At 74.4% G+C, this 25,802-nt stretch carries 22 protein-coding genes; 16 read left to right on the forward strand and 6 right to left on the reverse strand.

The genetic code is table 11. The features are described 5' to 3' along the window. Positions 1 to 373 precede the first annotated feature (373 nt). Positions 374 to 1,723 carry an LCP family protein gene (locus tag GV155_RS05225; protein ID WP_236554014.1) on the forward strand — a complete coding sequence of 450 codons (1,350 nt, stop codon included), beginning with the start codon at positions 374 to 376 and terminating at the stop codon, positions 1,721 to 1,723. A 25-nt stretch (positions 1,724 to 1,748) separates the two neighbouring features. Here GV155_RS05225 and GV155_RS05230 read toward each other — a convergent pair whose 3' ends face one another. Beyond that, a complete protein-coding gene (locus GV155_RS05230) occupies positions 1,749 to 2,570 on the reverse strand; it encodes an inositol monophosphatase family protein (protein ID WP_160005901.1) in 822 nt (273 codons plus the stop codon). Positions 2,571 to 2,594: 24 nt separating this feature from the next. On the opposite strand from GV155_RS05230, the gene GV155_RS05235 reads away from it, so the two are divergent. The 7 genes from GV155_RS05235 to GV155_RS05265 all read left to right on the forward strand — a co-directional run bounded on the left by GV155_RS05235 (position 2,595) and on the right by GV155_RS05265 (position 12,548). Beyond that, entirely contained in the window at positions 2,595 to 3,503 is a 909-nt protein-coding gene (locus GV155_RS05235; protein WP_236554016.1) for a glycosyltransferase, read from the forward strand. Continuing rightward, the gene (locus GV155_RS05240) at positions 3,496 to 4,434 is read left to right on the forward strand and encodes a glycosyltransferase family 2 protein (RefSeq protein ID WP_160005905.1); all 939 of its coding nucleotides are present in this window, start codon (positions 3,496 to 3,498) and stop codon (positions 4,432 to 4,434) included. The genes GV155_RS05235 and GV155_RS05240 overlap by 8 nt, the downstream gene beginning before the upstream one ends. A 6-nt stretch (positions 4,435 to 4,440) precedes the next feature. After that, positions 4,441 to 5,616, forward strand: coding sequence for a UDP-galactopyranose mutase (glf, locus tag GV155_RS05245; RefSeq protein ID WP_160005907.1), 1,176 nt, complete (start codon positions 4,441 to 4,443; stop codon positions 5,614 to 5,616). Beyond that, positions 5,613 to 7,697, forward strand: a complete 2,085-nt coding sequence (locus tag GV155_RS05250) for a glycosyltransferase (protein ID WP_236554018.1) — start codon at positions 5,613 to 5,615, stop codon at positions 7,695 to 7,697. Before glf ends, GV155_RS05250 begins: the two co-directional genes overlap by 4 nt. Further along, a complete protein-coding gene (locus GV155_RS05255) occupies positions 7,690 to 8,610 on the forward strand; it encodes an ABC transporter permease (protein WP_160005909.1) in 921 nt (306 codons plus the stop codon). Before GV155_RS05250 ends, GV155_RS05255 begins: the two co-directional genes overlap by 8 nt. Then, positions 8,607 to 9,374 (forward strand): ABC transporter ATP-binding protein, encoded by a 768-nt coding sequence (locus GV155_RS05260; protein ID WP_160005911.1) that lies wholly within the window; start codon positions 8,607 to 8,609, stop codon positions 9,372 to 9,374. Before GV155_RS05255 ends, GV155_RS05260 begins: the two co-directional genes overlap by 4 nt. Positions 9,375 to 9,722: 348 nt before the next feature. Then, positions 9,723 to 12,548, forward strand: coding sequence for an FG-GAP-like repeat-containing protein (locus GV155_RS05265; protein ID WP_160005913.1), 2,826 nt, complete (start codon positions 9,723 to 9,725; stop codon positions 12,546 to 12,548). On the opposite strand, the gene GV155_RS05270 is transcribed toward GV155_RS05265, so the two are convergent. Continuing rightward, positions 12,512 to 13,252 (reverse strand): TIGR03089 family protein, encoded by a 741-nt coding sequence (locus GV155_RS05270; protein WP_160005915.1) that lies wholly within the window; start codon positions 13,250 to 13,252, stop codon positions 12,512 to 12,514. The genes GV155_RS05265 and GV155_RS05270 overlap by 37 nt on opposite strands. A 23-nt stretch (positions 13,253 to 13,275) precedes the next feature. Here GV155_RS05270 and GV155_RS05275 point away from each other — a divergent pair, with 23 nt between their 5' ends. Next, a complete protein-coding gene (locus tag GV155_RS05275; RefSeq protein WP_160005917.1) occupies positions 13,276 to 14,379 on the forward strand; it encodes a mannose-1-phosphate guanylyltransferase in 1,104 nt (367 codons plus the stop codon). Between the two features lie 25 nt (positions 14,380 to 14,404). On the opposite strand, the gene GV155_RS05280 is transcribed toward GV155_RS05275, so the two are convergent. From GV155_RS05280 to cofD, 3 genes are all read right to left on the reverse strand, one after another. Then, positions 14,405 to 15,151 (reverse strand): DUF3105 domain-containing protein, encoded by a 747-nt coding sequence (locus GV155_RS05280; RefSeq protein WP_160005919.1) that lies wholly within the window; start codon positions 15,149 to 15,151, stop codon positions 14,405 to 14,407. 112 nt (positions 15,152 to 15,263) lie between these two features. Continuing rightward, positions 15,264 to 16,283, reverse strand: a complete 1,020-nt coding sequence (locus GV155_RS05285) for a coenzyme F420-0:L-glutamate ligase (RefSeq protein WP_160005921.1) — start codon at positions 16,281 to 16,283, stop codon at positions 15,264 to 15,266. Next, on the reverse strand, positions 16,280 to 17,266 hold the full coding sequence (cofD, locus tag GV155_RS05290; protein WP_160005923.1) for a 2-phospho-L-lactate transferase: 987 nt from the start codon (positions 17,264 to 17,266) through the stop codon (positions 16,280 to 16,282). The genes GV155_RS05285 and cofD overlap by 4 nt, the downstream gene beginning before the upstream one ends. A 152-nt stretch (positions 17,267 to 17,418) precedes the next feature. Between cofD and GV155_RS05295 the strand changes: the two genes are divergently transcribed. The 3 genes from GV155_RS05295 to GV155_RS05305 all read left to right on the forward strand — a co-directional run bounded on the left by GV155_RS05295 (position 17,419) and on the right by GV155_RS05305 (position 22,127). After that, the gene (locus GV155_RS05295) at positions 17,419 to 17,673 is read left to right on the forward strand and encodes a WhiB family transcriptional regulator (RefSeq protein ID WP_160005924.1); all 255 of its coding nucleotides are present in this window, start codon (positions 17,419 to 17,421) and stop codon (positions 17,671 to 17,673) included. 102 nt (positions 17,674 to 17,775) lie between these two features. After that, positions 17,776 to 20,700, forward strand: a complete 2,925-nt coding sequence (locus GV155_RS05300; RefSeq protein WP_160005925.1) for a glycosyltransferase — start codon at positions 17,776 to 17,778, stop codon at positions 20,698 to 20,700. Then, the gene (locus tag GV155_RS05305) at positions 20,697 to 22,127 is read left to right on the forward strand and encodes a DUF5719 family protein (RefSeq protein WP_160005926.1); all 1,431 of its coding nucleotides are present in this window, start codon (positions 20,697 to 20,699) and stop codon (positions 22,125 to 22,127) included. Before GV155_RS05300 ends, GV155_RS05305 begins: the two co-directional genes overlap by 4 nt. 79 nt (positions 22,128 to 22,206) lie before the next feature. Here GV155_RS05305 and GV155_RS05310 read toward each other — a convergent pair whose 3' ends face one another. After that, positions 22,207 to 22,656 (reverse strand): metallopeptidase family protein, encoded by a 450-nt coding sequence (locus GV155_RS05310; RefSeq protein WP_236554024.1) that lies wholly within the window; start codon positions 22,654 to 22,656, stop codon positions 22,207 to 22,209. A 49-nt stretch (positions 22,657 to 22,705) separates the two neighbouring features. Between GV155_RS05310 and GV155_RS05315 the strand changes: the two genes are divergently transcribed. The 4 genes from GV155_RS05315 to GV155_RS05330 are packed head-to-tail and all read left to right on the forward strand — an operon-like array spanning position 22,706 to position 25,719. After that, a complete protein-coding gene (locus GV155_RS05315; RefSeq protein WP_160005928.1) occupies positions 22,706 to 23,065 on the forward strand; it encodes a DUF3499 domain-containing protein in 360 nt (119 codons plus the stop codon). 32 nt (positions 23,066 to 23,097) lie between these two features. Further along, a complete protein-coding gene (locus GV155_RS05320; protein WP_160005930.1) occupies positions 23,098 to 24,474 on the forward strand; it encodes a phosphomannomutase/phosphoglucomutase in 1,377 nt (458 codons plus the stop codon). Further along, a complete protein-coding gene (locus tag GV155_RS05325) occupies positions 24,471 to 24,677 on the forward strand; it encodes a Trm112 family protein (RefSeq protein WP_236554028.1) in 207 nt (68 codons plus the stop codon). The genes GV155_RS05320 and GV155_RS05325 overlap by 4 nt, the downstream gene beginning before the upstream one ends. Before the next feature lie 7 nt (positions 24,678 to 24,684). Then, positions 24,685 to 25,719, forward strand: a complete 1,035-nt coding sequence (locus GV155_RS05330) for an SIS domain-containing protein (RefSeq protein ID WP_160005932.1) — start codon at positions 24,685 to 24,687, stop codon at positions 25,717 to 25,719. Positions 25,720 to 25,802: the final 83 nt, after the last annotated feature.

Below are 25,802 nucleotides of genomic sequence, written 5' to 3' on the forward strand. Positions count from 1 at the left end.
GTCCGGCGGGGCTGCTGGGGGATGGCCCGGGTGGCGTCGGGGTCGCTGGGGGGCTGGTCCCCGTAGATCCACCCGAAGTCGGCCCCGTCGTCGGAGCCGCCACGGGAGCCTCCGGGGGGCGGGCGCTCAGGCATGGCCGCGACGCTACCGTGCCGCGCCCCGCCGGACCGGCCGTCCAGCCCGGTGGACCCGGCCCGGCGCGTCGGGAGCGCTGTGACGGATGGGACTGGTGATACTGGCCGACGTGCTGCCTTCCCCCAGTGCGAACCGACGTCCGAACGACCCCACCCGACCCACCGGCTCGCCCCGTCCCCCGCGCTACACCGCTGCTGAGCGGGCCCAGCGCGTCCGTTTCCGACGCGCCCTGTCCCTGATGGCGATGACGCTGGTGGTGCCGGGCTCCGCCCAGCTGCTCGCCGGCAACCGCCGTCTCGGGCTCGCGGCCTTCCGGACCTGGCTGGTGCTCGTCGCGGTGACGGTGGCCGTGCTGGTCTCGGTCGCGGTCGACCGGGACCTGGGCTTCACGATGCTCACCGAACCGGGCCTGCTCGGCGTCGTGCGCCTGGTGCTGATGGCGCTGGCGGTGTTCTGGGCCGTGCTGTTCATCGACGCCTGGCGGCTGGGGAAGCCGTTGACCCTGGCGATGGGCCACCGCCGCGCGGTGGTCGCGGTCAACGGCGTGCTGTGCCTCACGGTCGCCGGCACGCTGCTCACCGGCGCGCACCTCATGGGGGTGCAGAAGGACTTCATCACCACCATGTCCGGTGACGGCATCGTCACCGCCGCCACCGACGGTCGCTACAACGTGCTGCTGATGGGTGGCGACTCCGGTGCCGGGCGGGTCGGGCTGCGGCCGGACTCGATGACGGTCGCCTCCATCGACGCCGACACCGGGCGGACGGTCCTGGTCTCGCTGCCGCGCAACATGAAGGGGTTCCCCTTCCGTGAGGGCAGTGTGATGGACGAGGAGTTCCCCGACGGCTTCGAGGAGGACTACCTCAACGGCGTGTCCACCTGGGCCGAGGACCGCCCCGAGCTGTTCGGGAAGTCCGACCAGCCCGGCATCGACGCCACCGTGATGGCCGTCGAGGGCATCACCGGCCTGGACGTCAACTACTGGGCCATGGTGAACCTCGAGGGGTTCAAGGAGCTCGTCGACGCGGTCGGCGGGGTGACCCTGAACGTCCGCCAGCCGATCCCGGTCGGGGGCCTCGGCGACGACGTCGTGCGCTACATCCCCACCGGCACCCGCGAGCTCGACGGCATGGACACCCTCTGGTACGCCCGGGCCCGCGACGGCTCCGACGACTACTCCCGGATGGCGCGCCAGAAGTGCGTGATGGCCGCGATGGTCTCCCAGCTCAGCCCGCAGACGGTCGTGCGCAACTTCTCGGCCATCGCCGACGCCTCGGCCGAGCTGGTGCAGACCGACCTCCCGGTCTCGGAGCTGGACACCTTCATGTCCCTGGCCATGGAGGCCAAGGACGAGAAGATCGCGACGCTGTCGCTGGTCCCGCCGATGATCGACACCGCTGACCCCGACATCGACCTGATCCACGAGAAGGTCGACGCCGCGGTGCAGCGCTCCGAGGAGCCCCCGTCGCCGTCGGTCGGCAGCGGCGGACGCAAGAAGGCACCCACCGCGGTCACCGGCGGCTCGCTGGGCTCGATGTCCGACGGCTACGCCGCGAACCAGGCCCAGGACCTCAGCGCCGCCTGCTGAGCCTCAAGCAGGCCTCGAGCGGGCCTCAGCGGGGCGCGTCGAGGGCGCCGGTGCCCAGCGCCTCGCCGACCCGGCGGTAGGTCTCCTCGTCGGCGGCGCAGACCAGCGGTCCGCCGCCGGTCGCGCGGTGCGGGCGGGTCGGGTCGTAGGCCCGGCCGTCGGCCACGGCGGCCCGTCCGCCGGACTCCGTCAGCAGCAGCGTGCCCGGGGCGTGGTCCCACGGCAGCGCCCCGGAGTAGAGCAGGACGTCGGTGTCGCCGGCCACCAGGTGCGGGTAGTCGATGCCGCAGCAGACCCAGGTCAGGGTCATCGGGGCCGTGCCCTCCAGGCCGGGCAGCTCGCGCCCCACCCAGCCGCGTCGCGAGGTGGCGACCTTCCACGCGGCCGGGTCCGGGCCGGGGGAGGGGCGGGTGAGACGGACGCCGTTGCGCCAGGCGCCGGCGCCGCGCTCGGCGACGTAGGCCGCCTCGTGCTGCGGCTGCCAGATCCAGCTGCGCACGACCTCGCCGGCCTGCAGTTCGGCCACCATCACCGCGTGGTCGGGCGAGCCGTGCACGAAGTTCTTCGTGCCGTCGACCGGGTCGACGGTGAAGGCGTGGTCGGCCGCGGCGTACCGCTCCATCACCGAGGGGTCCTCGGCGTACGCCTCCTCGCCCAGCACGACCGCGCCGGGGTACGCCGCGCGCAGCGCCGCGGTGATCTCGACCTCGGCCTCCCGGTCGGCGACGGTCACCAGGTCGCCGGGGTTCTTCTCGGAGATGTCGGCGTCGTCCAGGGCGCGGAACCGCGGGGTGATCACCCGGGCCGCGACATCCTGCACGAGCTCGAGCACGGCGTCGGTGTCCACGGGTTCCAGACTAGGGTGGCGGCCGTGCGGGTGACGGCGGTGGTGGTGACCTACGACCGGCTGCCCCTCCTGCGGGTGCTGCTGGCCCGGTTGGCCGAGGTCCCCGGGCTCGACGAGGTGCTCGTCCTCGACAACGCCTCGACCGACGGCACCGGCGCGTTCCTGGCCGGGCTCGACGGCCACGACGGCGTGCACGCGCGCACCCTGCCGACCAACACCGGGGGTGCCGGTGGCTTCCACGACGGCCTCGCCTGGGCCGTCGAGCGGGGCGCCGACCTGGTGTGGCTGATGGACGACGACGGCCTGCCCGACCGCGACTGCCTGGACCTGCTGCTCGCGCACCGCGGCGACCTCGACTTCTGGGGCCCGGTCGTCGTCGACGAGGCCGACCCCGGTCGCCTGGTCTTCCCGATCCGGCTCCCCGGCGGCACCCGGACGGTGCGCCGGATGGACGACGTCGCCGCCGCCGCGGTCGACGGCCTGATCCGCGACGTGGTGATCCCGTTCAACGGCGTGCTGGTCACCCGCGAGCTGGTGGAGCGGATCGGGCTGCCGCGCGCGGAGTTCTTCATCTGGGGCGACGACCACGAGTACCGGCTGCGCGCCGAGCGGGCCGGCGGCCGGGTCGCGACCGTGGTCGGTGCGCGCGTGCTGCACCCGAGCGTGGGCGAGCTCGGGGCGCCGATGATGGGCGGGCGCACGACGTACAACCACAGCCCCAGCGACCTGAAGCACTACTGCATGGCGCGCAACAACCTGCTCAACCTCCGCGACTACCGCGGGTGGCCCCACGCGCTGGCGTTCGTGCTCAAGACGCTGTGGTTCTACACCGTCACCCGGCGCGACCCCGCCCGCGTCCGGCTGAGCCTGGGCGCGATGCGCGACGGGCTGCGCGGCGACTTCACCGGACACCGGAGGTTCCTGCGTGGCTGAGGGACGACCCACCCAGGACCGGGCGCCCGAGACCGTCGCGGTGGTCGTGGTGACCTACAACCGCGCCGACCTGCTCGAGGGCATGCTGGCCGGCCTGCGCACGCAGGAGCGCGCACCCGACGGCGTGCTCGTGGTCGACAACGCCAGCACCGACCGCACCGCCGAGGTGCTCCGGGCGGCGGTGGCCCGGGGGGACCTCCCGCTGGAGGTCGTCACGAGCCCCACCAACGTCGGCGGGGCCGGGGGCTTCCGGGCCGGGCTGCGGGCGGCGTACGAGCGTGGCTTCGACCGGTTCTGGCTGATGGACGACGACGTCGTGCCCGCCCCGTCCTGCCTGCGGGTGCTGATGGAGGCCGACGAGGACTGCCTGATGGCCGTGCGCGAGGACCGGCACGGCGCGCTGTGCGAGAAGGCGGCGCTGCGCTTCGACCTGCGCGACCCCCGGGCGCTGAAGCCGAAGACGGCGATGGTCGAGACGACGTACGGCACCCGCGCCGCGATGCCCGAGCGGGTCGAGCTGGAGAACGTCGCCTTCGAGGGCTTCCTGGTGCGCCGCCGCGTCGTGGAGCGGATCGGGCTGCCGGACGCCTCCTACTTCATCTTCTACGACGACGTCGACTTCGCCGTCCGCGCCCGGCGGGCCGGGTTCAAGATCTGGGCGCTGCGTGACGCGGTGCTCGTGCGCCAGCTCGACTTCGACCAGCAGCACGACCTGGCGGGGTGGAAGGGCTACTACATGTACCGCAACCTCTTCGCGGTCCACCTGCGCTACGGCGAGAACGCCGCGGTGCGGGCCAAGCCGTGGCTGGTGACCGCCGGCGTGGTCGCCCTGAGCCCCCTGCGGGGCGGTCGTGCCGAGGCACGCAACGTCATCCGTGGCCTGCGCGACGCGCGCCGGATGCGCGAGCAGCCGCCGACGACCGTAGAGTGATCCACCGTGTCAACCCCTGATCTCGTCATCGTCGGCTCCGGATTCTTCGGACTCACCCTCGCCGAGCGCTGCGCCACCGAGCTCGACCTGCGGGTCCTCGTGCTGGAGCGCCGCTACCACCTGGGCGGCAACGCCTACTCAGAGAAGGACCCGGAGACCGGGATCGAGGTGCACAAGTACGGCACGCACCTCTTCCACACCTCCAACGAGCGGGTCTGGGAGTACGTCAACCGCTTCACCGACTTCACGAACTACCAGCACCGGGTCTTCGGCAAGTACCAGGGCCAGGTCTACTCGCTGCCGATGAACCTCGGCCTGATCAACCAGTTCTTCGGGCGGGCCTTCACTCCCGACGAGGCGCGCGCGCTGATCGCCGAGCAGTCCAGCGAGATCGCCACCGCGGACGCCACGAACCTGGAGGAGAAGGCGATCAGCCTGATCGGCCGCCCGCTCTACGAGGCGTTCATCAAGGGCTACACCGCCAAGCAGTGGCAGACCGACCCCACCGAGCTGAGCGCGGACATCATCACCCGGCTGCCGGTGCGCTACACCTTCGACAACCGCTACTTCAACGACACCCACGAGGGCCTGCCGGCCGACGGCTACACCGCGTGGCTGGAGCGGATGGCCGACCACCCCAACATCGAGGTCCGCCTCGACACCGACTTCTTCGACGTGGCCGACGAGTACAAGGGCACGGTCCCGATCGTCTACACCGGCCCCGTCGACGAGTACTTCGACCACCGCGAGGGCCGGCTGTCGTGGCGTACGGTGGACCTGGAGGCCGAGACGCTCGACGTCGACGACTACCAGGGGACCGGCGTGGTCAACGCCAACGACCAGGACGTGCCGTGGACCCGGGTGCTGGAGTTCAAGCACCTGCACCCCGAGCGCACCCACCTGCCCGGCAAGACGATCGTGGTCCACGAGTACAGCCGGTTCGCCGAGGACGACGACGAGCCCTACTACCCGACCAACACCGCCGAGGACCGCGCCAAGCTGATGAAGTACCGCGAGCTGGCCAAGAAGGAGCCGCTGGTGCTCTTCGGCGGTCGCCTCGGCACCTACAAGTACCTCGACATGCACATGGCCATCGGGTCGGCGCTGTCGATGTTCGACAACAAGCTGAAGCCCTACTTCTCCGACGGAGCGGCCTGGGCCAGCGGAGGAGTGGACGAGTGACGATCACCGACACCACGGCCGGCAGCACCGGCCCCGGCACCGGGACGAGCCCCGCCCCGGCGGGCACCGTCGGCCCCACCGTGCGCCGCCTGATCCAGCAGCAGGTGCTGCCCGACGGCTCCGACAGCGACGTCGTCTCGCTCTACGTCGACACCGAGCCCGCCGCCGTCGAGGTCGACGGCGACGAGGGCGGCATGTCGCGGCGGATGCGCGACGCGGTCTCGGCGGCCATGGGCAGCGCCAGCGCCTCCGCGCCTGCCCTGCACCCCGACCAGATCCGTTCGCGACGCTCGGTCGTGGTGAGCTCGGGTGCGAAGCTGTCCTTCGGCACCTACTTCAACGCCTTCCCGGCCAGCTACTGGCGACGCTGGACGATCGTGGAGACCGTGAGCCTCGCCGTCACCGTGCGCGGCCCGGGCGCGACCGTGGTGCTGATGAAGTCCATGGCCAACGGCCGCTCCCAGCGCGTGGACGCCGCCTCGACCAGCGGCGCCGAGTCCGAGACCTTCAGCTGGGACCTCACGCTCAAGCCGTTCGTCGACGGCGGCTGGTACTGGTACGACGTGGTCGCCGGCGACGCCGACGTGCTCGTCGAGGACGCCCGCTGGACCGCCGACGTGCCCGAGGAGCGCGCCGAGCACGGAACGGTCGACCTCGCGATCACCACGATGAACCGCCCCGACTTCTGCGCCAAGCTGCTCGGCCAGATCGGCGACGACGCCGACCTCCGCCCGTACCTCGACGAGGTCCTGGTCATGGAGCAGGGCAAGGACCTGGTCACCGACTCCCCGGAGTTCCCCGCCGCGCAGGAGGCGCTCGGCTCCGTGCTGCGCGTCATCGAGCAGGGCAACCTCGGCGGGTCCGGCGGGTACGCCCGGGGCCAGCTGGAGTCGGTGCGCAAGGGCACCGCCACCTACCTGATGTGCATGGACGACGACGTGATCTGCGAGCCCGAGGGCATCATCCGGGCCATCACCTTCGCCGACCTCGCCCGCCGCCCCACCCTGGTCGGCGGCCACATGTTCAGCCTGTACGCACGATCGCGCCTGCACAGCTGGGGCGAGGTCGTCCAGCCGTGGCGCTTCTGGTGGCAGTCGGCCGCCGGCGTGCACTCCGACTGGGACTTCTCCGCCCGCAACCTGCGCTCCTCGCGCTGGCTGCACAAGCGCGTCGACGTCGACTTCAACGGCTGGTTCATGTGCCTGATCCCGCGCGTGGTGCTGGAGGAGATCGGGCTGTCGCTGCCGGTCTTCATCAAGTGGGACGACTCCGAGTACGGCCTGCGCGCCAAGGAGGCCGGCTACCCGACGGTGTCGTTCCCCGGCGCCGCTGTCTGGCACATCCCGTGGACCGACAAGAACGATGCGCTGGACTGGCAGTCCTACTTCCACCAGCGCAACCGGTTCGTGGCCGCGCTGCTGCACTCGCCGTACCCGAGCGGCGGCCGGATGGTCCAGGAGAGCCTCAACCACCAGGTCAAGCACCTGGTCTCGATGCAGTACTCCACCGTCGAGATCCGCCACCAGGCGCTGCTCGACCTGCTCGAAGGCCCGGAGTTCCTGCACCGCACCCTGGCGACCCGGCTGCCCGAGATCCGCGCGATGGCCAAGAAGCACACCGACGCCCGCCTGGTCACCGACCGCGACGACCTGCCGACGGTCAAGCGCAAGAAGCCGCCGCGCAAGGGTCGCGACGACGTCGGCCACCTCGGTCCGCGCCAGATCACGATGCGGGCGCTGCGCTCGCCGATCCGGCAGTTCTCCAAGCCGCGCGAGCTGTCGCGCCGCTACGCCGAGGCCGAGATCATGGCCATGGACGCGCAGTGGTTCCGGCTGACGCGCTACGACTCGGCGGTCGTCTCGATGCCCGACGGGACCAGTGCCGCGTTTTACCAGCGCGACCCCGAGGTGTTCCGCGACCTGTTCACCAAGACCGTCGAGATCCACCTGCGCCTGCGGCGCGAGTGGCCCCGGCTGGCGACCCAGTACCGGGCGGCCCTGACCGAGATCACCTCGCCGGAGGCGTGGGAGCGGACCTTCGAGCCGTGGACCGACGGCCCCCGGGACGGGGCGGATGACTGACGTCGAGACGCCGCACGCGGCGTCCGAGGGCGAGCCGCGCGCCGAGGTGCGCGTCGTCGACGCGCCGCTGCGGCCGCCGTCGGACACCACCGGCCTGATGGAGGTGTTCCGGCGCCGCTACCTGCTGCGGCTGCTGGTCAAGCGGGAGATCAGCGCGCGCTACCAGGGCTCGTTCCTGGGCCTGCTGTGGAGCTACATCAACCCGCTCAGCCAGTTCCTCATCTACTACTTCATCATGCAGATCGTGATCGGGCGCGGGCAGTTCGAGAACTTCGCGGTGCACGTCTTCTGCGGTCTGATCGTCGTCCACTTCTTCACCGAGACGTTCAACGCCGGCACCCGCTCGATCGTGCGCAACAAGTCCCTGGTGCAGAAGATGGCGGTGCCCCGGGAGATGTTCCCGGTGGCCTCCATGCTGGTCTCGCTGTTCCACGTGGTGCCACAGCTGGTGATCCTGGTGGCGGTGAGCCTGCTGTACGGCTACACCCCGGACCCCGGGGCGTTCGCTGCCGCGTCGCTGGCGCTCGCGATCGTGATGGTGCTCGGGACGGCCCTCGCGCTGCTCTTCAGCACGGCCAACGTGTTCTTCCGCGACTTCTCCAGCGCGGTCAACATCCTGACCAACTTCACCCGGTTCGGCGTGCCGATGATCTACCCCTACACGATGGTGCAGGAGCGGTTCGGCTCCGCCGCCGAGTACTACCTGTGGAACCCGATGGCCAACGCCGTGCTGCTGGTGCAGCGCGGGTTCTGGGTCGGGACGACCAAGGACCCCGAGGAGACCGCCCGGGTGCACCTGCCGGCGAACCTCTTCGAGCTGGGCCTGTGGTCCCTGCTGGGCAGCCTGGTGCTGCTCGTGGTCGCCCAGCGGGTCTTCTCCCGCCTCGAGCAACGGATCCCGGAGCGCCTGTGAGCGACAGCATCGTGGTGGACCACGCCACCAAGAACTTCACCCTGCGCTACCACCGCACCCTCAAGGACATCACCGTCGCGATGTCGCGCGGCCGGGCCATCAGCGACACCTTCCAGGCCGTCGACGACGTCTCCTTCACCGTCGGGCAGGGCGAGTCCATCGGACTGATGGGCCTCAACGGCTCGGGCAAGAGCACGCTGCTGAAGCTGATCATCGGCGTCATGCGGCCCGACTCCGGCGAGGTGCTCACCCGGGGCAGGGTCTCGGGCCTGATCGCCACCGGCGCCGGGTTCCACCCGCAGCTCACCGGACGCGAGAACATCTTCCTCAACGCCGCCATCCTCGGGATGACCGAGCAGGAGACCAAGGCGAAGTTCGACGACATCGTCGAGTTCGCCGAGGTCGGCCGCTTCCTCGACACCCCGGTCGGCACGTACTCCTCGGGGATGTACGCCCGGCTCGGCTTCGCGGTCGCGATCCACGTCGACTCCGACGTGTTCCTGGCCGACGAGGTGCTCGCGGTGGGGGACCGGCCGTTCAAGAAGAAGTGCCTGGAGCGGATGCAGGAGATCCGCCACAGCGGCCGCACCGTCTTCTACGTCAGCCACTCCGCCGGCTCGGTGCGCAAGATGTGCGACCGGGTGATCGTGCTGGAGAAGGGCCGGGTCGCCTACGACGGCGAGGTCGACGCCGGCATCCGGTTCCTGAAGTACGACGACCCCGGCCAGCCCGACCTCGACGACGAGATCGGCGCCGACATTTAGCTCGGCCGGTCTCTCCAGAAGTCCCCGGCCGGCCGGGGACTTCTGAGCTTGTCGGCCTTTGCAAAGGCCGACAAGTTCGAAACTTGCCCGTCATGTCGGGGCATCTGGGGCATCCGGGGCGGCCGGACGGTCACCCCCCGGTCGGCCCCGCAGGCCGGTACGGGCGGCGGCGCGACCCGTCGTCCTGGCAGCACCCCGACCGCGCGGCCGGACCGATTGATGAGGACCGTACGGCGTGTCGACTGGAAATTACATGCTTGTAGTTACTCACTTCCCCTTCCGCTGCCCTGTGGCGCGTGTGAAAGTTGCAGCCTCCTGTGACTCTTCCCCCGCTCAAAGGCTGTCCAGATGTCCCTTCCCCCCGCCCGCTCCCGGGCCGGTTTCGTCTCCGCGTGCCAGCAGGTGCTGGCGCTCGGCGTGGTGCTGGCGGTCCTGACCCCGGCCGCGAGCGTGCTGTCGCTCGACGTCGTGCGCGAGGCGCCGGCGTCGTCGGCGACCTCCTCCGGCGTCGCGCTGCCCGGCACCGGCCGGGCACCTGCCCCGGGCGCGGCCGTGGAGGCGGCCACCGTCCCGACGGGGCCGGTCGACGCCGAGGTCGAGGACCACCAGCTCACCGCCCCGGCCGGCGCCCGCGTCGCGCCGGGCCGGCTGGACGCGCGCACCCGGGTCGCCGCCGGCGCCACGCAGGTGCGCAGCGAGCCACTGGCCGTCGAGGACTTCGGCACCGTCGGGGTCACCTGGGCGCCCGGTACCGAGCTCGACCACGACGCCGTCGGGGTCCGCTACCGCGACGCCGAGGGAGCCTGGTCGCCCTGGACCGAGGCGGAGGTCGAGGAGGACCACGGTCCTGACGCGGGCACCCCCGAGGACCTGCGCACCCGCCCGGGCACCGACGCGGTCGTCGTCGGCGACGTCGACGAGGTCCAGGTCCGGGTCAGCTCCGCCGGGGACGCCCCGGCCGACCTGCGCGCGGTCGTCGTCGAGCCGGGGGAGGCCCTGGGCACCGCCCGCGAGCTGCCTGCGATCGACACCGCCGGCGAGGACGACACCAGCGACGCCTCCGCCGCCGGGGCCACCACCGACGACGCGCTGGAGCTGGCCGCCACCGGGTCGGCCCCGCGCCCGATGATCTACTCGCGCGCCCAGTGGGGCGCCGACGAGCGGCTGCGCAGCGGCTCCCCGTCGTACGGCACCGTCAACGCCGGCTTCGTCCACCACACCGTCAACGCCAACGAGTACGACCGCGAGGACGTGCCGGGCATCCTGCGCTCGATCTACGCCTACCACACCCAGAGCCGCGGCTGGAGCGACGTCGGCTACAACTTCCTCGTCGACCGGTTCGGACGGATCTGGGAGGGCCGGTACGGCGGTGTCACGCGCGCGGTCGTCGGCGCCCACACGCTGAACTACAACTCCTACTCCTTCGCGATGTCGGCGATCGGCAACTTCGACGTCGCCCGCCCGCCGCAGGTGATGGTGGACGCCTACGCCGCGCTGTTCGCCTGGAAGCTCGGCATCCACGGGGTCGACGCCGGCTCGATGCGTCAGCAGGTCGGCTCACGCACCTTCCCCGCGATCAACGGGCACCGTGACGCCGGGTCGACCGCCTGCCCCGGCCGCTACCTCTACGAGAAGCTGGCGGCGATCCGCCAGGGCGCGAACGCGCTGCAGGAGGCCGACCCCGAGCCCGAGCCGCAGCCGGAGCCGGAGCCCGAGCCGCAGCCCGAGCCGCAGCCGGAGGCGGCCCCGCTCGACTCCGACCTGACCGGCGACGGCTACCCCGACCTGGTGCTGCGCCGGGCCTCGGACCAGCAGGCCGTGGTCGTGCCGACCGGTGGCCTGACCGACTTCGGCCCGGCCGTGGCGATCGAGGGCGACTGGGCGGCCTGGCCCGAGGTGTCGCTGAGCCGCGACCTGAGCGGTGACGGACGCGCCGACCTGCTCGCCCGGGACGCGGACGGGACGACCGCGGTCGCCGTCGGCGCCGGGAAGGGCGTCTTCGCGACCCCGGCGACCGCTCCCGGCGGACCCGACGCCTCCCACGAGCTGGTCGTCGCGGTCGGCGACGCCGATGCGGACGGCTCCGCCGACCTCGTGGGCCGACGCACGGGCACGAGCCGGCTGGTGGCCTTCGTCGGTGACGGCGCCGGCGGTTTCACCCAGGAGCGCCTCGGCCTCGGCTGGGCACGCTTCGAGCGCCTGCTGCCCGCCGGCGACCTCACCGGCGACGGCGACCCCGACCTCCTGGCGCAGCAGGGCGACGGCAGCCTCTGGCTCCGCGCCGGCGCCGACGGCCAGGGCTACGACGCCCCGGTCCCCGTGCCCGGCACCTGGTCCCTGGACGACGCGGTCGCCCCGGCGGGCGACCTCACCCGCGACGGGCTCGCCGACCTCGTCGTCCGACGTGCCGTCGACGGCACCACCGTGGTGGTGCCCGGCCTCGGGGACGGCACCCTGGGCGAGGGCCTGGGCCGCCTGGCCCGGGTCCGCTCCGGCGAGGGCCTCACCGGCGGGGTCCAGGTCGGTGGCTCCGCACGGCCCGACCTCGTCGTACGCCGCGGCGACCGCCTCGTGTGGCTGGCCGACCGGGGCACGACCGAGACCCTCCCGGTCGTCGAGACCGGCCTCGACCTCACCTCCTCGGCGGTCGTGCTCAACGCCGGTGACTGGGACGGCGACGGCGCCGGCGACCTGGTCACCCGGAGCAAGGGCGTGCTCTCGCTGCACGCCGGCGACGGCACCGCCTCCTTCGCCGACCCGGTCGCGCTCGGCCGCGGCTTCGCGAAGGTCCGCAGCCTGCAGGCCGTCGGCGACGTCACGGGCGACGGCCGTGCCGACCTGACCGGGCGCCGTGACGGCGTGCTCCAGGTCTACCCCGGCGACGGGGCCGCCGGCATCGGCACCGGCGTCGAGCCCACCGGCGTACGGGACCCGCGCGAGGACGTCGACCCGGGCACCTACAGCTCGCTGGTCGGGGTCAGCGACCTGCGCGGCAAGGGGCCGGCCGACCTGGTCGGCACCGACCCGGACGGCCGGCTGTGGCTGCTCCCCGTCACCCGCAAGGGCGTCGGCGAGGCGTGGCTGCTGGCCGGGCCACCGGGACCGCCGACCGCCTCCGCTGAGGTCGGCGGGACCGGTCAGCGGTCGCGGGCCGTGGCCCGCTCCGCGGCGTAGGTCGCGTCGAGCCGGGACGCGTCGGCCCGGGCGACGAGGACCACCGAGCCACCGAGCACCAGCGGCTCGGTGAAGGAGACCAGACCTGGTGGGGAAGCCGGGTTGGTCTCCGTCAGCAGGCGGTCGCCGTCGGTGAGGGGACTCCCGGCGGCGGCCGCCCGCCACAGGTCGCCCTGCGTCTGCTCGACGCCGTCGACCTCGACCGCGACGTCGTGGTGGCCGGGCGGGTCCAGCGGGGTGAAGGCGTCGGGCTGTCCCCAGACCTCGATGCCGACGTCGTGCACCCCCGGGGGCAGCGGCTCGGCGAAGCGCACCCCCATCGGGCGCAGCGAGCAGGCCAGCACCGGGACGTCGTCGGCGTGCGGCGCCCAGCGGGCGAGGCCGTCGGGCCCGCAGACCACGGCGTCCGCCGGGTCGTCGCCGCCCAGGACCACCACCAGCCCGGCGGTCCAGGCCGCCCCGAGGAAGACCGGCCCGAGCCAGTGGACCGGCAGGTCCACCCGCAGGCGGTCGCCGCGCTCGAGGTCGTGCTCCTCGCACAGCAGCGAGGCGGCCTTGGCGACCCAGTTGGCGTAGGTGGTCACCGACAGCTCCACCCGCTCGTCGGTGACGTGGTCGTAGAACGTCACCAGCGGACGGCCGGGGTCGTGGGCCAGGGCGCGGGCGAGCACGCCGGCGAAGGTGGACGGCGGGGTCGTAGGCATCGGCCTCAGCCTAGGGTGCCGCCATGTCCTCCACGTCCTCCGCCGTGCCCCACCTGTGGGCGGTCGTCCCCGCCGGCGGCGCCGGCACCCGGCTCTGGCCGCTGTCCCGGCGCCACGAGCCGAAGTTCCTGCGCGACCTGACAGGGAGCGGACGCTCGTTGCTGCAGGCCACCCACGACCGGCTGGCGCCGCTGGTCGAGGACCGCTTCCTCGTCGTGACCGGCGCCGCCCACCGCGACGCCGTAATGGGGCAGCTCGAGGCCCTCGCCCCGTCCGCGGTCCTGGCCGAGCCGTCGCCCCGGGACTCGATGGCCGCCATCGGCCTGGCCGCGGCGCTGCTCGAGCAGCGCCACCCGGACGCCGTGATGGGCTCCTTCGCCGCCGACCACGTCATCACCGACGAACCGGCCTTCCGTGCCGCCGTGACGGCCGCGGCCGAGGTCGCTCGCGGCGACCGGCTGGTCACCATCGGCATCGAGCCGACCTTCGCCTCCACGGCCTTCGGCTACCTGCAGGTCGGGGCGGCCCTGCCGGGCTCGGGCGGCTACCGGGTCGAGGCCTTCGTCGAGAAGCCGTCCGAGGAGGTCGCCCGTGGTTACCTGGCCAGCGGCCGCTACCGGTGGAACGCCGGGATGTTCGTGGTCCGCCCCACGGTCCTGCTGGATCTGCTCGCCCGTTGGCACCCCGACTTCGCCCGCGACCTGCGCGCCCTGGCCGCCGGGGGCACCGACGGGCTCGAGGACCGCCTCGCGCAGGGCTGGGACGCGCTGCCGAGGATCGCGCTCGACCACGCGGTGGCCGAGCCGGCCGCCGACGCCGGCGTGGTGGCCACGGTGCCCGGCACCTTCGGCTGGGACGACGTCGGCGACTTCGACTCCCTGGCCACCCTGCTGCCCGAGCCCGCCGACGGCCCGCGGGTGCTCGGCGACGAGGAGCTGGTGACCGCGATCGGCACCACCGGCCTGGTCGTGCCCGCGGGCGGCCGCGTGGTCGCGGTGGTCGGCCTCGACGACGTCGTCGTGGTCGACACCCCCGACGCGCTGCTGGTCACCACCCGGGCCCGCGCGCAGGAGGTCAAGCAGGTGGTGGCCCGGCTCGTCGAGCAGGGCCGTGCCGACCTGACCTGAGCCGTGCCGACCTGACCCGAGCGGCTCAGCCGCCGTTCGGCTCGGGGGAGTCGAAGTAGGGGTACTCCTCCATGAACGAGGACAGCGCCTCGCCCGAGAACTCCGAGCAGTACTGCCACGCGCCGAGCTGGTCGCTGACCTCGGTGTTGCCCGCGCCGCCGGCCGACCAGTGGGTCAGGGCGACGTGCTGGCCGTCGGGGAACGGGTCGCCGTCCTCCTCGGTCCACGGGACGGCCTTGAACTTGTAGCGGTAGTTGTCGGTGCCGGGGAACTGGCTGGCCACCGCGCGCAGCTCGGTCATCGCCTCGTCGTCGGCGGCGATCGTCTCGTCGTACCAGACGAAGGTGTAGCCGTGCTCCAGGTTGTGCACCAGCTCGCGCAGGTCCGGGCGGTCGTCGTCGGTGTAGAGCTTGCGGTCCATCGTGTCCGGGGTGTTGTAGTGCGCGCCGAACGCCGGCGGGCTCTCCTCGTACTCGACCGGCGTGCCGTCGGGCACGTGCTCCTGGTTGCCGTTCGCCTTCTTCGTCTCGACCTCGCCGCAGGCGCTGACCGGGGCGCCGAGCGAGGCCAGCTCGACGTCCTCGAACTGGCGCAGCTCCCACCAGTTCGCGATCGGGCGGTAGGCGGCGGCCCCCACGATCAGCAGCGCGACGACCACGCAGACCACGACGATGGCCAGGCCCCGGCCGCGCTCGGCGGACCGCTGCTTCTTGGTCAGCGCGTCGATCTTGGCCTTGCGGTCGGTCTTCTGGCTCTTGGTGGACTTGGCCACGGCGCGGAGCACCTCCGGGTCTGGTGGGGGCGGGACGGGTGAGCAGGTGGCCCGCCGCGGTCACGGGACCGGGCGCGCCGACGGGCGGCTCGCTCGGGATCCGCGGCTGAGTCTACGGACTCGCCGGTGGGCCGGCGGACCGCGGGCGCAGTGCGTACGTGCTGCCCCCCGCGCCACGGTCGGCGGTCCACCCGTGGGCGAAGGCGACCGCGTGCACGCCGCCCTCGAGGAGGGTGTCGCCGCGGTCGGGGTCGGCGTCGAGGTGCAGCAGGTCCGGGCCCGCGGGGCGGACGACCGCACCGTCGCCCAGGGCGACCGCCAGCGCGGCGGCGAGGTCCTCGACGTCGGCGGGCACGCCGAAGGGGGCGGCGTCGTCCGCGGCGCCGCGCACGGCCCGTACGACCGCCTCGCGCGCGCCCCAGCCGAACAGGTCGGCGCCCTCGGGCCGCACCACCGCCCGGGCGCCGGGGCCGTGGTCCCCGGCGGCGAGGACGAGGTCCGCCCGGCCGCGCACGACGGCGAACGGGCGGGCGTGCAGCTTGCCCTGGGCGAGCTCGGCGGCTCCGGCGAGCTCGTCGGCCACCGCCGGCGCGGTCACCAGCAGCGGGTTGCCGTGGGCGTCGGTACGGCCGGCGTGGTCGTCGAGGACGACCAGGCCGGCGGCACCGACGGCGATGTCGGTCTGGCCCTCACGCCACGCGCGGCCGGCGGTGTCGGTGACCACCACGCCGACGGTGCGTCCGGTGCGCGCGAGCACGTCCTCGCGCAGGCGGCGGGCGGTGGCGTCGGGGTCGACGGGCAGCAGGACGACCCGGCCGGTGGCCACGTTGGAGGCGTCGATCCCGGCCGCGGCCAGGGTCAGCCCGTGGTGGGTGCGCACGATCCGGGTCGGTCCGCGGCGTGCCACCAGGCGGGCGGTCTCGGCGTCGAGGTGATCCTCCCGGGTCCCGTCGACGACGCGGCCCTCCGCCTTGGCCACGGCCTTGCTGGTGACGACCAGGACGTCGCCGTCGGCGAGGTCCAGCCCGGCGTGCCCCAGCACGGCGAGCACCAGGCCGAGCAGGTCGTCGCCGGCCGCGACCTCCGGCGTCCCGTCCGGGGCGTGGACCTCCAGGGAGCCGCCCGGCGTCACCCGCGGGCCGGGGCCGCGGCGGCCAGGTCGAGGGCGGCGCGCACCATGGCGGCGGTCGCCTCCAGGTCGGTCATCATCAGCGGCACCGCGCGGGCCGGCAGCCCGGCGGCCGAGACGCGCTCGGCGTCGGCGGCGTCGGCGGTGTCGACCAGCCAGCCGTCGAGCACCCCGCCCGCGGCGCGGGAGCCGTAGTGCAGGCCCACCCCTGCGGCGCTGACCTCGACGCCGACGGCCTCGAGCATCTGACGCGCCATGCCCCGCACGTGGGTCCCGCCGACGATCGGCGACAGCCCGACGACGGGGGCCGCGGTCGCCCGCAGGGCGTCCCGCACGCCGGGGACGCCGAGGATCGTGCCCACCGACACGACCGGGTTCGAGGGCGGCAGCAGGACGACGTCGGCCTCCGCGAGCGCCTCGAGCACCCCGGGGGCGGGGGAGGAGTCGTCCAGCCCGACGACGACGACCTGCTCGGCCGGGACGGCCGCACGGAGCCGGATCCAGTACTCCTGGAAGTGCACGGCCCGGCGCCCGCTCGGCGCGTCGGGGTCGGCGACCACCACGTGGGTCTCGACGCGGTCGTCGGTCATCGGCAGCAGGCGTACGCCCGGCCGCCACCGGCGGCACAGCGCCTCGGTGACGGCCGTGAGGGGGTAGCCGGCCTCGAGCATCTGGGTGCGGACGAGGTGGGTGGCGACGTCGCGGTCACCGAGCCCGAACCAGGTCGGCTCGACCCCGTAGGCTGCGAGCTCCTCCTTGACGCCCCACGTCTCGTCGCGGCGGCCCCAGCCGCGCTCGGGGTCGATCCCGTCGCCCAGGGTGTACATCACGGTGTCGAGGTCGGGGCAGACCTTGAGGCCGTGGACCCACAGGTCGTCGGCGGTGTTGGTCACGACGGTGACGTCGGCGTCGGGGAGCAGGTGGAGCAGGCCCTGGAGGAACCGGGCGCCGCCGATGCCCCCGGAGAGCACGGTGATCTTACGCATGTGCCTACTGTGCCGGGTGGGTTCTGCACATAGCAGATCCGGGCTTGACTTCCGTGGCACGACAGGCATGTAATTCCCACAGTGTCGTTCGGGTCCCCACCCTCTCGGCGCTGGGTCGGAACCACACCAGCAGGGTCGAAAGGGCGTGCACCATGAGAGAGCTTTTCCTCCTCGAACCCGAGATCGACACCGAGGGTTGGCAGGAGCGTGCCCTGTGCGCGCAGACCGATCCCGAGGCGTTCTTCCCGGAGAAGGGTGGGTCGACCCGCGAGGCCAAGAAGGTGTGCCTGTCCTGCGACGTGCGCACCGAGTGCCTCGAGGCCGCGCTGATGAACGACGAGCGCTTCGGCATCTGGGGCGGGCTGTCCGAGCGTGAGCGCCGCAAGCTGAAGAAGCTGGCGATCTGAGCAGACCCGTCCTGCGCCGCGTCCCGTGGCGCCCGGCGGTCCTCTGCGTTTGTACAGTGGTCGTCCGTGTCTCCGTCCCCGGCCGTCGCTGAGCCTGCCCCCGTGCCCGCTCCGGCGTCGGTCGCCGTGCTGCTGGTCAGCCACGACGGCGAGCGGTGGCTGCCCACCGTGCTCGACGGGCTCGCGGCCCAGGACCGGGTCGGACGGGTCGTCGGTGTCGACACCGGCAGCAAGGACGCCAGCGCCTCGCTCGTCGAGGCCGCCCTCGCCCAGGGCCCGCTGCGCGGCGAGGTCGTCCGCGCCGGCCCGGCCACCTCGTTCCCCGACGCGGTCCAGACCGGTCTGGACCGCCTGGCCGCCACCGGGGAGCCCCCCGAGTGGATCTGGGTGCTGCACGACGACGCCACCCCTGCCCCCGGCGCGCTCGACGCGCTGCTGGCGGCGGCCGCCGAGCACCCCGAGGCCGACCTCCTCGGGCCGAAGCTGCGGGAGTGGCCCTCGCTGCGCCGGCTGCTCGAGCTGGGCGTGACGATCTCGGGCACCGGACAGCGTGAAACGGGCCTCGAGCGCGGCGAGTACGACCAGGGCCAGCACGACGAGCTGCGCGAGGTGCTCGCGGTCAACACCGCGGGGATGCTGGTGCGGCGCCGCCTGCTCGAGGAGCTCGGCGGCCTCGACCCCGCGCTCCCGGTCTTCGGCAACGACCTCGACCTCGGCTGGCGCGCGGCCGCGGCCGGGCGTACGACCCTCGTGGTGCCGCAGGCCGTCGTGTTCCACGCCGAGGCCGCCCACCGCGGTGCTCGTCGGACACCGCTGACCGGCCGCCACACCCACTACCAGGAGCGCCGCGCCGCGCTCTACACGCTGCTGGTCAACGCCCCCGCCCGGCGACTGCCGCTGATGGTGGTGCGGCTGGCCCTCGGCACGCTGCTGCGGATGCTCGGCCTGGTGCTGGTCCGCGCGGTCGGCGAGGCCCTCGACGACCTCGCGGCCCTGCTCTCGGTGCTCTCCTCCCCGGGGGAGCTGCGTGCGGCCCGGCGTGCACGGACCGCCGCGCGGGGCGGGCGGGCGGCCGACGAGGCACGGGTCAGCCGGCTGCGGGCGCCGTTCTGGGTGCCGTACCGGCACGGGCTCGACGTCGTGTCGGACCTGGCCTCGGCCCTCACCGTCCAGGCCTCCGACGTCGCGGAGCGGCGGCGCGCGGCGACCGCCGCCCACGACCCGTCGTCGATGGCGGCCCGCCGCGCCGAGCCCGAGGACGACGACCAGGCCCTGGCCGACAACGGGGTGCTGGTGCGGCTGCTGACCACCCCGATCGCCGTCCTCCTGGTGGCCGTGGTGGTCGGGCTGCTCGTCGCCGGGCGCGCCGGCCTGGGCTCGGTCAGCGGCGGCGTGCTGTCGCCGGCGCCGGAGTCGGTCGGTGCCTGGTGGTCGCTGTACGCGGGCTCCTGGCTGCCGCTCGGCCAGGGCACCGCGGTCCCCGCCCCGGCGTACGTCCTGCCGCTCGCGCTGCTGGGCACCCTGCTCACGCCCACCGGCGCGGTGTCGGCCCTGCTGGTGCTCGCCGCCCCGCTGGCCCTGTGGGGGGCCTGGCGCCTCCTGCGGGTGGTCGGCCGGCTGGCCAGCCCGCGCGGGGCGTCGCGGTGGCTGCTGCTGGCCGGGTCGACGACCTACGCCCTGGTCCCGCTGACCAGCGGAGCCTGGGGCGAGGGACGGCTGGGACCGGTGGTGGCAGCGGTGCTGATGCCCTGGGCAGCGCACGCCTGCCTCGGCTTCGCCGACCCCGACCCGGACCGTCGCTGGCGCGCCGCGTGGCGGTCGGGCCTGCTGCTCGCGCTGGCCTGCGCCTTCGCCCCTGTCACCTGGTTCGCCGCCCTCCTGCTCGGGGTCGTGGTGCTGGCCCTGAGTGCGGCGCTGGCCCCGCGTGCCGTGCGTGAGCGGTCCGCGTGGGGCCCGCCGGCGGCGGCGCTCGGCGCGGTGCCGGTGCTGCTGCTCCCGTGGTGGCTGCCGCTGCTCGTGCACGGCGGCGCGGCCGGGCTGCTGCTCGAGGCCGGGGCCCCCGTGACGGACCCGTCGCTCGCCCCGGACGGCCCGGGCGCGCTGCTCGGGCGGGTCGGCGCGGCGGGCGCCGTCGGTGCCCCCGCCTGGCTCGGCGTCGTCCTGCTGGTCCTGGGCCTCGCGGCGCTGCTGCCCCGCCGCAGCCGGGTCGGCGTGCTGGTCTGCTGGCTGGTCGCGGCGGTGGTCGCGGGGACGGCCGCCCTGGTCGCGCTCGTCCCGCTCACCCTCGACGGCGTCACCGTCGCGCCCGGCCTCGGCGCCCTCGTCGTGCTGTGGCAGGGCTGCCTGGTGACGGCTGCGGTCCTCGGCGGGCAGGGCCTGCTCGAGGGCGGCTCGCTGCGGGCGGGCGAGACCGAGCGGCCCCGCCCGGTCGTCGCCCTGGCCGCGGCGGTGGCCGTGGCGGCGCTGGCGGTCCCGCTCGGCGGGATGGTCTGGGCCGTCCTCGACGGCCAGGAGGAGCTGGTCGACGACCCCGGCGGCGACATCCCGGCCTACATGCTCCAGAGCGCCGCGACCGGTCCCGAGCACGGGATCCTCCTCGTGCGCGGCTCGATCCAGGAGGGGCTGCGCTACACCGTGGTGCGCGACGACGGCGCGACGGTGGGCGAGGACGAGGTCCTCGCGCTGGCCTCCGAGGACACCGCGCTGACCGGCCTCGTCCAGGAGCTGGTCTCCGCGCCCACGCCGGCCGTGGTCGCCGGCCTCGCCGAGGACGGCGTCGAATACGTCGTCCTCCCGGCGCCCGTGGACGGCCGTGTCGCCGCCGGGCTCGACGCCACCAGCGGGCTGGCCCAGGCCAGTGCCGAGGACCGCAGCACCCGTGCCTGGCAGGTCGAGCGCGCGCTCGACCCCGACGCCGTCTCCGGCTCCGACGGCTGGTGGCGCCCGGTGCTGCTCGTCGTGCAGGCCCTGGCCGTGCTGGCCGTCCTCGTGCTCGCCGCGCCCACCACCAGGGAGGCCCGCCGATGAGCCACGCCACCGCCCCCGGCCGGCGCTCGCGGGCCACCACCCCCGGCCGGCGTCGACCCGACGTCACGACCGCGCTGGCGCTCGTCGTGCCGCTGCTCACCGTCCTGGCGCTGCTCGTCGTGGACGTCGACCCGGCCGCACCGGGAGCCGTACCGCCCGAGCGCGCGACCCTGACGCGGTCCACCACGACCTGCCCCGGGCTGGACGCCCCGGTGGTCGTGACCACCACCGGCGACGCGGCGGGCGAGGTCGAGGTGCGCCGGGGCCAGGACGTCGCCGACGTCGCGGTCGAGCCCGCCGTCCCCGCCACCGCGCCCGACGTGTCGGCGCCGGCCGCCTCGCTGCCGGCCGAGGTCACCGGCCAGGGCGACCTCGCGCCGGGACTGGTGGCCGGCCGGTTCCCGGAGGAGGGCGACCCCACGGCGCCGGAGTGCCGCGACCCGCGACCCGACCAGTGGTTCACCGGCGTCGGGGCCTCGCCCGGTCAGCCGTCGGTGCTGGAGCTGACCAACCCCGACGGCGGCCCGGCCGTGGCCGACGTGGTGGTCCACGGCCCGCGGGGGGTCGTCGACGCCCCGTCGCTGCGGGGGGTGGCCGTACCCGGTCAGGGCGTCGTCCGGATCGAGCTGGCCGAGGAGATCCCACGGCGCGGTGACCTGGCGCTCCACGTCACCACCACGCGCGGACGCGTCGGGGCCGCGGTCCTGGACCGGTTCGACGAGCTCGGCGCGGGAGCGTCGGGCTCCGAGTGGGCCGCCTCCCAGGCCGAGCCGGCCACCGACGTCCTCCTGCTCGGCCTGCCCGGCGAGGAGGCGCTGCGCGACCTCGTCGTGGCCAACGCCTCCGACGACGAGGCCCGGGTGGCGGTCTCCGTGGTCACCACGGACTCCGAGTTCACCCCGGAGGGGTCGCCCGAGCTCGACGTCGACCCCCAGGGCACCGCCTCGCTCGACCTCGGGGAGGTGCTGAACGGGGCGGCGCTCGACGACGTGGTGGGCCTGCGACTGGAGGCGTCCCGTCCGGTGACCGCCGCGCTGCGCACCGTCGTCGAGGGCGACCTCGCCGTCACCCCGGCCGCCGAGACCCTCGGCCAGGGCGGCACGACCACGGTGCTCCCGACCGGGGCGACCGAGCTGGTCCTCGCCGGGGCGACCGGCGGCGGCACCGTCGTGGCCACGCCCCGCGACGCGGACGGCGACGCGCTCGGCCCGCAGGAGGGTCTGCGGGCCGACCTGGCGCCCGCGCGGGCCTCGGTGCTCGAGCTGCCCGAGGGGACCCGCCTGCTCGAGGTCCGTCTGCGGGGCACCGCCGCGGCCGCGTCCGTGGTCGTCCGTGGCGAGGGCGGCGGCGGGGGAGCGGCGGTCGTCCGCCTGCACGACCTCGAGACCACCGCGCTGGTCGGCGCCGTCCGCCCCGCGCTGCCCTGAGCGTCCCCCCGCGCGCGCCGGAACCGTCACCTCGACGCGCCGCGAGCGTCACCTCGGCTGTCCGCGAGCGTCATCTCGGCTACTGGTCGGGCGGGTCGTCGGCGTAGTGGGGGTCGACGTCCTGCGGGGGGAGGCCGAGCAGGACCGCCACCTGCTCGACCAGGACGGCGTGCACCAGCGCGCGGAGGTCCTCGCGGTCCTCGGCCCGGAGCTCGAGGGGCCGGCGGAACAGCACCACCCGGGCCGGGGTCGCGCCGCTGGCGTGCACCAGGGCCGACAGCGGGACGGGGCTGCTGCCCCAGTCGGCACCCACCTGCGGCGCGTCCTCCACGGCGTACTCGACGAGCCCGAGGCGCTCGCGCCAGCGGTCCTCGATCCCGCTCACCGAGGCCAGCACCATCGCGTCGAAGCGGTCCGCCCGCGTGGGTGTCTCGGGCCGGCCGGGCACCCGCGGGAGGATCGCGGGACCACGCATCCCCCGTCCCCGGCGGTCGCGCGGACGAGGTCGGGGTGCCGGGTCGCTCGCCACGCCGCGAGCCTAGTCGGGGGGCCGGGCGCCGCCGGGTACGGTCGGCCTCGTGAGCCTGGCCCGTCGATGTTCCCGCACCCCGTGCGGTCGGCCTGCCGTGTCCACCCTGACCTACGTCTACGCCGACCAGACCGCCGTGCTCGGGCCGCTGTCGACCTACGCCGAGCCGCACGCCTACGACCTGTGCGAGCAGCACGGCCAGCGCCTGTCCGCGCCGCGTGGCTGGGAGGTCCTGCGGCTGGTCCGCGACACCCGCGACCGGGGCCCCTCCAACGACGACCTGCTGGCCCTGGCCGACGCGGTCCGTGAGGCCGCCCGGCCGCTCCCCCCGCGAGCACCGGAGCCGCCCGCCGGGGGATCGCGGGAGACCGGGCGGCGCGGGCACCTGCGGGTGCTGACCAGCGAGTGAGCCCCACCCCGGGGCGCGGCTAGGGTCCTCCCATGTCCTCCACCCTGGACCCCGCGAACCTGGCCGCCGTGTTCAAGGCCTACGACGTGCGTGGCACCGTGCCCGACCAGCTCGACGAGGAGCTCGCCCGCGCCGTCGGCCGGGCCTTCGTCCACGTCGTGGGCGAGTCCCACGTGGTGGTCGGCCACGACATGCGCCCCACGTCCCCGGGCATGGCCGGCGCGTTCGCCGACGGCGCGGCGGAGGCCGGGGCCGACGTGACGATGATCGGGCTGGCCTCGACCGACCAGCTCTACTTCGCCTCGGGCCACCTCGGCGTCGCCGGGGCGATGTTCACCGCCAGCCACAACCCGGCCGCCTACAACGGCATCAAGATGTGCCGCGCCGCCGCCGTGCCGCTGGGCGGCGACACCGGGCTGACCGCGGTCCGTGACCTCGCCGCCGCCGGCGGAGGGGCCCTCGCCGCGGTCGCCGGCTCGATCTCCTCCCACGACGTGCTCGAGGCGTACGCCGCCCACCTGCTGGGCCTCGCGCCGGTGGAGGGCCGCCGTCTCAAGGTCGTCGTCGACGCCGGCAACGGCATGGCCGGGCACACCGCCCCGGCGGTCTTCGGCCGGCTGGGGACGGACCGGGTCGAGGTCGTGCCGCTCTACTTCGAGCTCGACGGCAGCTTCCCGAACCACGAGGCCAACCCGATCGACCCCGAGAACCTGCGCGACCTCCAGGCCGCGGTCCTCGCCGAGGGCGCCGACGTCGGGCTGGCCTTCGACGGCGACGCCGACCGCTGCTTCCTGGTCGACGAGCGCGGTGCGCTCGTGCCGCCCTCGACGCTGACCGCGCTGATCGCCGAGCGCGAGCTGGCGCGCCACCCCGGCTCGACGGTCATCCACAACCTGATCACCAGCCGGGCCGTGCCCGAGCTGGTCACCGAGCTCGGCGGCGTCCCGGTGCGGACCCGCGTCGGCCACTCGTTCATCAAGGCGACCATGGCCGAGACCGACGCCGTCTTCGGGGGGGAGCACAGCGGGCACTTCTACTTCCGCGACTTCTGGCGCGCCGACTCCGGCATGCTCGCCGCGCTCCACGCCCTGGCCGCCCTCGCCGAGCACGGCGGCACCCTGTCGACGCTGCTGGCGCCGTACGAGCGCTACCGGCTGAGCGGGGAGATCAACTCGACCGTGCAGGACGCGCCCGGGGTGGTCGCGGCGATCGAGCGCGACTGGGGCGCCCGCCCCGGGGTGGGCACGGACCACCTGGACGGGCTGACCGTCAGCCACGAGGACTGGACCTTCAACGTCCGGTCCTCCAACACCGAGCCGCTGCTGCGGCTCAACGCCGAGGGGAAGGACGAGGAGACGATGGCACGCGTGCGCGACGAGGTCCTGTCGACGATCAGGGGGACGGCGTGAGCGCCGACGACCCGGTGGTCGAGCCGGTGCTCGACCCGGTCCTGCTCGACGTGGTGGTCTGCCCGGACTGCCGCTCGGCGCTGACGGTGGGCACCCCGCCCGAGGGGGTCGGCCACGAGCTGGTCTGCCAGGGCTGCGGGCTGGCCTACCCCGTGCGGGACGGCATCCCGGTGCTGCTGGTCGACGAGGCCGTCCGGCGATGACCCGGCCGTGAGCTGGTTCGACGAGGCGCGTCTGGACGACGAGTCGGCCCTGGCGTCGGTCGACCAGCGGCTGCGGTTCCTGGCCGGGTCCGGTGCCCGCGTGCGGCTCGACGCCGGCGAGTCGGCGACCGCCCTGGCCGGCGAGGCCGCGGTCGGGCTGCGTGCCGCGGAGAGCCGCCCACGGGCGGTGATCGCGGCCGGCCCCGACTCCCGGCTCCTGCGGGCCGTGCTCGAACCTGCCTGCCCGGTGCCGTTCGTCGCCTGGCCGCACCCCGTCCTGCCGGGCTGGGCCGGTGCCCTCGACCTCGTGGTCGTGCTCGCCCCCGAGGGCTCGGACCCCGGCACCGCCTCCGCGGTGGCGGAGGCCGTACGACGCGGCTGCCAGGTCGTCGTCGCAGGACCGCCGGGCTCGATGGTGGTGGAGCACGCCGCCGGCCGGGACAGCGCCGTGCTGCCGTGCACCACCCGCGACCAGCTGGCGGCGGCGGTGGTGGTCCTGGACTTCCTGCACCGGGTGGGGCTCGGGCCGCAGGCGGACCCCGAGACCGTGGCCGGCGCGCTCGACGACGTCGCCCGGTCGGCCTCGCCGCACCGCGACCTGACGGTGAACCCGGCCAAGGCGCTGGCCATCGCGCTGGCCGACACCACGCCGCTGCTCTGGGGCGGGTCCGTGCTCGCCCAGCGAGCCGCGCGCCGGGTGGCCGAGTCGATGCGGCGTACGAGCGGTCGCGCGGCCCTGGCCGGTGACGTCGACGTCCTGTGGCCCGTGCTGGCCGCGGCGCGCCCACGCGACCTCTTCGAGGACCCCGTGGCCGACGGTGCGGGACCGCCGCAGCCCGCCCTGCTGCTGCTCGACGACGGCGCCGAGGACCCGGTCACGCGGGAGCAGCGCGCGCGCCTGGTCGCGCTGGCCGACGAGCGTCGGCTGCGGGTGGAGGTGCTGGGGTCCGAGGCCACCGGCGAGGTGGCCCGCTACGCCTCGTTGCTGCTGTCGGGCACCTACGCCAGCGAGTACCTCGCCCTCGGCCTCGTCGACCGCTGACCGCGGCCGCCGGGTCAGCGACCGGGGGAGCGAGCGGGCGGGTGCGGAAATAGGGGGTCGTGAGGATTCTGTGGATGCGCGAC

Source organism: Nocardioides sp. AX2bis (genome assembly GCF_902506435.1).
Taxonomy (GTDB): Bacteria; Actinomycetota; Actinomycetes; order Propionibacteriales; family Nocardioidaceae; genus Nocardioides.